We start from the raw sequence: 2166 nt of genomic DNA, 5'->3' as shown, positions 1-2166 counted from the left end.
CCAGGCCGTCGCCCTGGAGCCGCGCCTTGCCGCGGCCTGGCGCGAACTGGCCGTCGACGCGCTCGAAACCGGCCGGCTCGCCGAAGCGGACCAGGCCTCGGCGCAGCTGCGCCGGCTGCTGCCGCAGCCGTCGGCCAGTGCGTTCCTGCGCGGCCACGTGCTCGGCCTGCTGCACCGGTTCGACGAATCCGAGCGCGAATTCGAGGCGGTCCGCCAGCTCGCCGGCGTGCCGGCCGCGCGGTTGGGCCTCGTGGCCGACGCGCTGGCTCGCGGCGACGCGGCCGCAGCCGGCTTCCACGCGCACCGCCTCGTCGACTGGCTGCCCGACCAAGCCGCCGCCTGGGACGCCCTGGGCCAAGCCGCCGCAGCCGCACAGGACTGGCCGACGAGCACGGCTGCGTTGCGCCGTGCGACCGAGCTCGCGCCCGACGACCTCGCGCTGTGGCGGCGCCGCGATGCTGCACTGGACGCGGCCCGCCGCGGCGGCGACGAGCCCGTGCAGGTGCGCGAGCGCCTGCTCGCGCTACAGCCGGGCTCGGCCGAAGCACAGGAGAAACTCGGCCTCGCGCTGATCGGCGCACACCGCACGGCCGCGGCGAACGCTCTGTTCCGCAGCCTGCTGCAGCGCGAGCCGCAGCGACTGCTCGCGCGCTGGGTGCTGTTCCACACGCCGGACCTGCCCTGCTTCGCGTCGGCCGAGGCCCGCGTGGCCTGGCTGCAGGACTTCGAACGCGGGCTCGACGAGTTCGAACGGGCCGACGTCGACGCTGTGACGGCGCAGCGCATGCTCGGCAGCGTGCCGAACTTCGCGCTGGCCTATCAGGACGGCGCCCAGGTCGCGCTGCACCGGCGCCACGCGGCCGTCGTGCGCCGCCTGCTCGATGCGGCGACCGGCGGCGCCTATGCGGATCTCGCGCCCCGCGCGATCACGCGCTCGCGCCGGCGCATCGGCGTCGTGTCGAGCTGCCTGCACCGGCATTCGGTCACGCGGGCCTGGGGCGAGGCCCTGCTCGCGCTGCCGCCGGCGGATTTCGAGCTGCACGTATTCCACACCGGCACGCGCGAGGACGCGATGGTGCAGCGCTTCCGCGCGCGAGCCGACCGCTACGCCGGCGGCGCCGACAGCTTCGCCGCCTGGACCGCGCGCCTGCGCGCTGCCGAGCTCGACGTGCTGGTGTTCCTCGACCTCGGACTCGACGTCGTGAACCAATGCCTCGCGGCGCTGCGCCATGCACCGGTGCAGGTGTCGACCTGGGCGCACCCGGTCACGAGCGGCGCCGCGGCGATCGACTATTTCGTGTCGGCCGAAGACGCCGAACCGCCGGTTGCCGCCGCGCACTACAGCGAAGTCCTGCATTGCCTGCCGCGCCTCGGCGGCTGCTTCGCCGTGCCCGACGAGCCGCCGCTGCCGCGCCGCGTCGCACCGGCGGCCGGCGCTCGGCTGGTCTGCGCGCAAAACCTGTACAAGTTGCATCCGCAACACGACGCGGTATTCGCGCGGATTCTGGCCGGCGCGCCGGGTGCGACCCTGGATTTCCTGACCGCAGCGACCGACGAACAGGTCGCCGGGTTCGAGCGCCGCCTGCGGCCGGCGCTGGCCGCGGCCGGCGTCGATCCGGCGCGCGTGCGACTGCATGCGACGTTGCCGGCGGCCGACTATCGCCAGATCATCGCCGACGCGGACCTGCTGCTCGACAGCTTCGGCTTCTCCGGCGGCATCACCACGCTCGACGCGCTCTGGCAGGAACGGCTCTGGCTGACCCTCCCCGGCGAGTGCATGCGCGGCCGCCAGAGTATGGCCATGCTGACCCGCCTCGGCCTCGACGAGCTGATCGCGGGTTCGGTCGACGACTACGTCGCGCGCGCGGTCGCGCTGGCCGGCTCGGCCGGGCGCCGCGCGGCGCTGGAACGGCGCGTCGCCGACTCCAAGCACCGGCTGTTCGACGACCGCGAGGTCTGCGCGGCGTTCGCCGACTTCCTGCGCCGGGTCCAGCCGCGCCGCCCGTGAACGCCTATCCGGCCAGCGATGCGCCGCGCGCCCGGCGCCTGCTGCAGCAAGGCCTCGAGGTCGGCGGCCGCGGCGACTGGAACGCGGCGGCGCTCGCTTTGCGTGACGCCTGGCGCGCCGACCCCGAGCTGACGGTCGCGGCGCAGGGCCTGCTCGAA

The 2166-nt window shown here is 74.9% G+C and carries 1 protein-coding gene; it reads left to right on the top strand.

The genetic code is table 11. The annotated features are described in order from the left end of the window. Nucleotides 1–2008, top strand: a 2008-nt coding sequence (locus tag NON22_RS23395) for an O-linked N-acetylglucosamine transferase, SPINDLY family protein (RefSeq protein ID WP_257389394.1), incomplete at its 5' end; no start/stop codon positions are given. Nucleotides 2009–2166: the final 158 nt, after the last annotated feature.

This window comes from Tahibacter caeni (assembly GCF_024609805.1).
In the GTDB taxonomy this organism is placed as follows: domain Bacteria; phylum Pseudomonadota; class Gammaproteobacteria; order Xanthomonadales; family Rhodanobacteraceae; genus Tahibacter; species Tahibacter caeni.
Note: the sequence above shows the minus strand (reverse complement) of the source record. Positions and strands in the feature narration are given on the sequence as shown.